We start from the raw sequence: 6,003 nt of genomic DNA, 5'->3' as shown, positions 1-6,003 counted from the left end.
ACCCGAAGGAGCGGATTTACAGTCCGCCGCGTTTAGCCTCTTCGCTATCTCTCCAAGCAAATCAACAGTCACAATTATACCATTGATTTCATGAAAATGCAACCCCTTATTTGTTCAAATTATAATTTTCGATGGCACTTTCCACTGCTTTTTCAAGGGATTTATAAAGACTGTCTACAGATGCGTTTTTTACGAGGGCAAATTGAGCCCCCATATCAGCAATCTCAGCAATAGCCTTCTTCCCAATCGTTAATTGGTAGCCATCAAAGGTTTCCTTACCTACAACCACTTTACTATCTGCAATTTGAATTTCGATTTTTTTATCTTTTTTACTCATTCTTCTACCTCATTTCAACCCCTTTATTTTACAAAAATTTTCACATGCTTGCAAGCCGAAAATGTTTCATGATTAAATTATTTTATTTTGCTAGTATTTATTCCTATGAAAAAAAGAGGGAGTCCCCCCTCTTATGATTGATTTATTCAGTTACCTTGAAGATCCATCCTTCTGGTGCTTCTATATCACCAAACTGGATGCCCGTTAATTCATCATAAAGCTTGCGGGTAATTGGTCCTACTTCTGTTTCTGAATAGAAGACATGGAAGTTATCTCCGTGTTGAACTCCACCTATTGGTGAAATAACGGCAGCAGTTCCACAAGCCCCTGCTTCGACAAATCGGTCTAGATGATCGATTGGGACATCACCTTCGATTGGTTTCAAACCAAGACGATGCTCAGCAAGATAGAGCAAGGAATACTTGGTAATAGATGGCAGAATTGATGGGCTAAGTGGAGTCACAAACTCATTATCAGCTGTGATCCCAAAGAAGTTAGCAGATCCCACTTCTTCAATCTTGGTGTGGGTCGCTGGATCCAAGTAAATCACGTCTGAGAAGTTCCGAGACTTAGCTAATTTACCAGGTAAGAGGCTAGCGGCATAGTTTCCACCGACTTTCGCTGCACCCGTCCCATGAGGAGCTGCCCGGTCATATTCGTCTTGGATTAAGAAGTTGGTTGGAACCAAGCCACCCTTGAAGTAGTTTCCAACTGGCATAGCAAAAATGGTAAAGATGTATTCTTCTGCTGGCTTTACTCCTATGATATCTCCGACTCCAATCAAAAGCGGACGAAGATAGAGTGTTCCACCTGTTCCATACGGTGGGACATATTCTTCATTGGCACGCACTACTGCTTTACAAGCTTCCACAAACATATCCGTTGGAACTTGAGGCATCAAAAGACGATCAGCAGTCCGTTGCAGGCGTTTGGCATTTTCATCTGGACGGAACAATTGAATACTGCCATCTTTTGTACGGTAGGCTTTCAGCCCCTCGAAAGCTTGCTGTCCATAGTGCAAACTTGGAGAAGATTCCGAAATATGAAGTGTAGCATCTTCGGATAGTTCTCCTTTTTCCCAAGCACCATTGCGGTAATAGGCGATGTAGCGGTAAGGTAATTTCATATAAGAAAATCCAAGATTTTCCCAATCAAGTGATACTGTCATGTCTGTTATCCTTCTTCCATTCAAGACTTGCTAAATAGCAAGAGCCACCACAAAGGATGACTTTATTCATGTACTCTATTTTACACCATTTCATGAGAATTTCAAGTGAAATTTGCAATTTTCAGAAAATTTATCGAGCAAACAAAATTAGCCATAAACTGGCTAATTTTGGTTTTATTTGATTCTAGCAGTAAAGACTTCTTGATCAGAAATTTGATCATTGACAAAGGAACCATTGCTAGTTCGTTCTGATAAGTTGAGTTGGGTAACATCCACTTCTGTCACCTGACCTGTAGTGGAGGTAATCTGAAGGATTTGATCCTGCTCTGCTACTTCTTCCTGGCTCGTGAAGAGATCAAAATCCCCTTGGTCCGTGAAGACTGGACCTGCCTTGAAGACGCGGTGTGGTTTAGACTTCAATTCACGTAAGACTTGCAATCCGCGTTTGGCCCGGCTAGTCACTGGAATATCGTCCTGGGACATCCGTTTCAGACTGCCTCTCTGGGTCAGAATGTACATGCTTGGAGTCGTCGACTTAAAGACGGCTACCACTTGATCTCCATCTTTCAGGTTAATAGCTTTGACTCCTGCTGCTTTAGCCCCAACTACTGGCACCTCTTCAATATTGAAGCGCAGACCATAGCCATTTTGGGTAATGATCATGATGTCCTCGAGGACAACTGGTGCAACCGCTACGATACGGTCCTCTTGGTCTTTCAGCTTAGCGTACTTCGTTGATTTGGAGCGGTAGGTCCGCCATGGGCTCAATTCCTTGCGTTCAAAGCGCTTGATTTGGCCTTGTTGGGTAGCTGCAAAGTAGGTCACACCCTCAAACTGATCTACAATCTCCGCAAACAGTATTTCTTCTTCCTGCTCAAAATTGGTCAAGGTTTGACTGAGGTGTTCACCGATGTCCTTCCACTTGGTATCTGCTAATTCATGAACAGGTCGATAAATGGCATTTCCCAAGTTGGTAAAGAGTAAGAGATGCTGGGTAGTCTTAGCAGGCTCTACGAAAATCAATTCATCGTCGTCCCGCTTACCGACTTCTTCCACTGTAGATGCATTGAAAGAACGAGGAGAGGTCCGTTTGATATAACCAGCACGGGTCACGCTAACGAAGGTTTCTTCTTCGACAATGAGGCTGGCTGTATCAATCTCAATTGTTTTAGCAGTGTCTTGTAGCTCACTACGACGCGGATTGCCAAAGAGCTTCTTAACTTCACGCAATTCCTTCTTCATGAGATTGAACATAGTCCGTTCATCCCCTATGATAGCAGCCAAGGTCGCGATTTGCTCCTTGAGGTTAGCATGCTCTTCTTCCAAGGTGACGATATCTGTATTGGTCAAACGGTACAATTGCAAGGTGACAATGGCTTCTGCTTGCTCTTCTGTGAAATCATAGCTAATCTTAAGGTTTTCCTTAGCATCTGCCTTGTTATCAGAAGCACGGATTAAGGCGATGACTTCATCAAGGATGGAAATGACGCGGATCAATCCCTCTACAATGTGGAGGCGTCGTTCGGCTTTTTCCTTGTCAAAGCGAGAGCGAGCGACAATGATATCTCGACGGTGAGCAATGTAGCTTGATAAAATCGGTACAATCCCCACTTGACGAGGGGTATAGTTGTCAATTGCCACCATATTGAAGTTGTAGTTGACCTGTAAATCTGTGTACTTGAACAAGTAGTTCAAGATTAGATCTGCATTGGCATCTTTCTTCAACTCAATGGCAATGCGAAGACCATCCCGGTCAGACTCATCCCGAACTTCAGCAATACCGGCCACCTTGTTATTGACACGAACATCGTCGATCTTCTTGACCAAGACAGCCTTGTTGATCTCATAAGGAATCTCAGTGACGACGATTTGCTGCTTGCCACCTTTGAGTTGCTCGATCTCTGTCTTAGAGCGGACAACCACCCGTCCCTTACCTGTTTCATAGGCTTTCTTGATCTCATCACGACCTTGGATAATAGCACCAGTCGGGAAATCAGGTCCAGGTAGAAACTCCATGAGTTTGTCTACCTTAGCAGAAGGATGGTCGATCATGTAGACCACCGCATCGATGACTTCAGCAAGGTTATGGGGCGGAATATCTGTCGCATAACCAGCAGAAATACCCGTAGCTCCATTGACCAAGAGGTTTGGAAAGGCTGCAGGCAAAACAGTTGGCTCTTTTTCTGTATCGTCAAAGTTCCAGGCAAATGGCACTGTGTTCTTTTCGATATCTTGAAGGAGATAACCAGCAATTTCAGACAGACGGGCTTCCGTATAACGCATGGCAGCCGGTGGATCACCGTCCATAGAACCATTGTTACCGTGCATCTCAACTAGGATCTCGCGGTTCTTCCAGTCTTGAGACATACGGACCATGGCATCATAGATAGAAGAATCCCCGTGAGGGTGAAAATTCCCCATGATATTTCCGACAGACTTGGCAGACTTGCGGTAGCCCTTGTCATGGGTATTGCCATCCTTATTCATAGAATAAAGAATCCGCCGTTGAACTGGCTTCAAGCCATCCCGAATATCAGGAAGAGCCCGTTCTTGAATAATGTATTTGGAGTAGCGACCAAAGCGCTCTCCCATGATGTCCTCTAGAGACATGTTTTGGATATTACTCATATAGGATACAAAGCCCGTAAAATACAAAGTGAAAATAGGAAATTCTTGCAGTGAGCGATGCTCACAAAAGAATTTATCTTTTTCACACAGTATTTAGGGCGTGTTCAACTCCTTTCAAAGAATGTTGAGTAGATTTTTATAAAAGAAGGTGTTCAGTTACTACAAGTAACTAAACTATCCTTTCTGCTGTTTAAAATAGATTAATTAATGATTAGAAAGTTTCTCTTCAGCATAAGTCATCATCTTTACAGCCACTTCCTGATCATAGTCAAATCCCATCTTTTGGGCCAGACTTTGTGCTTCACAATCGAATAACTTCATGGTAGCAAATAAGGATTGACTAACCTTCTCTAAACTAGATAAATCAAGAAGTGCTGAGAACTCCTTCTCTTGCTCAGCTGGTAGATACTGGAAGAGGTACTTGTAGTTCTTTCCGATATCAACTGATCCTCTATAGGTTGTCACCTGCCAAGCTAATACCTTGAGAAGTTCTTGCTGGCAGATGCCATAGAGGTGATCAGTCGCATAGAGAAGCTGATTTCTTCGAATCCCTTTGACGACATAAGTCGATACCCACCAAAATTCATTGCAGGATACAGCAAATTCCTCTTCAGTAGGCGGAGCGGTCCAGTAGCGCTTCGGACTAGGAATGTAAGAGTCAAACAAACCTTTGTCGTCTTTAAGCGCTCTAAAATCTGCTTCGCTATCCACCCACTCTTGAATATGTTCCTTGGGACAGAGTGTCAAATCAATACGATTGCCATCTTCAAAGAGCATGAGGTAAAGATGACGGTGTCCTAGAGTAACTTCTTGCTCAATGATGCGTTTACCAAACTGATCCATCCATGATAAATCTGAAACCAGGTCTTCTAGATTCTCAACAATATAGACCACATCATAATCTTGGAACTCATCTTTCAGGGGATGTGGGCTAGTCCTCGATCCGGATAAGGCCACTGCTTCCACTTGCAGAGATTCAGCTATTTGCACAATCAGATTCATCATTTCTGTATCAGTTCTCATCTTTTACTCCTTCATTACTTACAAATCCTTGGAATTGTTGGTTTTTATCAAAAAATAGATAAACAGATGGAAGAAACGAGGAAATCATAATTATAAGTTTCGCTAAATGGAAGTTGATGACCACCTTAATAAATTGACCTTGAACTTTAAAGATCATCAAATGCATATAGATGCTAGCTAGGAGATAGATCCCTAAAATCAGAGAGGCTTTCAATAATTGATGGCTATAAACCGAATAGAGACGTATGCCACTATAAACTAGGGATGTATATAATAAAGGCAAGTAAAACGTCACCAATACTATGATAATTGACAAATGTCCTTCAAAATTCTTAGAGGAATAATCACTGATTGCATTCATGGTTAAAATCCCTGCAATAGGGAAATAATATCCTAAAAAATGGATCTTGGATTTATTTTTCTTAATTGCAATATAAATAAATGTAGCGACTAATACGACCGGTAAGAATGGGAAAGTAGAGAAAGTTATAGGTAATAAGATATCATTCATTTCAGACCTTCCTACGATTCTAAATAATATTCAAAAATATGGCTGGCAAATAAGATAGAACAAGAGAAAGGAACATTACCCCTATCATCATGCTTCGATGTTGCAAAAACTTTTCCGACATACTAGCACAACCAGGTAAAAAAGGACAGCACTCGCTAGATAAGCAAGGAAAATTAGGATTATTTTCCATCCATATTTAGGAAAAACAGGAAATAATCGGATGACGTGATAAAGCAAGGCAATCACGATCATAGGAACACCTAGGGCGACGAGACTATGAAAATAAAACCTAAGTAAGTCCATATAATCGAATGTCCTGAACTATCCATCACTCAC

5 protein-coding genes are annotated in these 6,003 nt (G+C 41.9%); all 5 read right to left on the bottom strand.

The window, feature by feature from the left end; translation table 11 throughout:
* Window positions 1-106: 106 nt before the first annotated feature.
* The 5 genes from RCH62_RS03030 to RCH62_RS03010 all read right to left on the bottom strand — a co-directional run bounded on the left by RCH62_RS03030 (window position 107) and on the right by RCH62_RS03010 (window position 5,667).
* Complete coding sequence (locus RCH62_RS03030; protein ID WP_006596420.1) at window positions 107-337, bottom strand: DUF2969 domain-containing protein; 231 nt, start codon at window positions 335-337, stop codon at window positions 107-109.
* Window positions 338-479: 142 nt separating this feature from the next.
* Window positions 480-1,505 carry a branched-chain amino acid aminotransferase gene (locus RCH62_RS03025; RefSeq protein WP_306474599.1) on the bottom strand — a complete coding sequence of 342 codons (1,026 nt, stop codon included), beginning with the start codon at window positions 1,503-1,505 and terminating at the stop codon, window positions 480-482.
* A gap of 174 nt (window positions 1,506-1,679) precedes the next feature.
* Complete coding sequence (gene parC / locus RCH62_RS03020; RefSeq protein ID WP_306474598.1) at window positions 1,680-4,133, bottom strand: DNA topoisomerase IV subunit A; 2,454 nt, start codon at window positions 4,131-4,133, stop codon at window positions 1,680-1,682.
* Between the two features lie 204 nt (window positions 4,134-4,337).
* Complete coding sequence (locus RCH62_RS03015) at window positions 4,338-5,156, bottom strand: aminoglycoside 6-adenylyltransferase (RefSeq protein WP_048788978.1); 819 nt, start codon at window positions 5,154-5,156, stop codon at window positions 4,338-4,340.
* The gene (locus tag RCH62_RS03010; RefSeq protein ID WP_048788977.1) at window positions 5,146-5,667 is read right to left on the bottom strand and encodes a hypothetical protein; all 522 of its coding nucleotides are present in this window, start codon (window positions 5,665-5,667) and stop codon (window positions 5,146-5,148) included. The genes RCH62_RS03015 and RCH62_RS03010 overlap by 11 nt, the downstream gene beginning before the upstream one ends.
* Between the last annotated feature and the right edge of the window lie 336 nt (window positions 5,668-6,003).

The organism is Streptococcus sp., from assembly GCF_030825805.1.
Lineage (GTDB): Bacteria > Bacillota > Bacilli > Lactobacillales > Streptococcaceae > Streptococcus.
Note: the sequence above shows the minus strand (reverse complement) of the source record. Positions and strands in the feature narration are given on the sequence as shown.

Bases quoted from the DNA above. Each gene is read 5' to 3' on its own strand.
- parC (WP_306474598.1), bottom strand. From the start codon at position 4,133: ATGAGTAATATCCAAAACATGTCTCTAGAGGACATCATGGGAGAGCGC.
- RCH62_RS03015 (WP_048788978.1), bottom strand. From the start codon at position 5,156: ATGAGAACTGATACAGAAATGATGAATCTGATTGTGCAAATAGCTGAA.
- RCH62_RS03030 (WP_006596420.1), bottom strand. From the start codon at position 337: ATGAGTAAAAAAGATAAAAAAATCGAAATTCAAATTGCAGATAGTAAA.
- RCH62_RS03010 (WP_048788977.1), bottom strand. From the start codon at position 5,667: ATGAATGATATCTTATTACCTATAACTTTCTCTACTTTCCCATTCTTA.
- RCH62_RS03025 (WP_306474599.1), bottom strand. From the start codon at position 1,505: ATGACAGTATCACTTGATTGGGAAAATCTTGGATTTTCTTATATGAAA.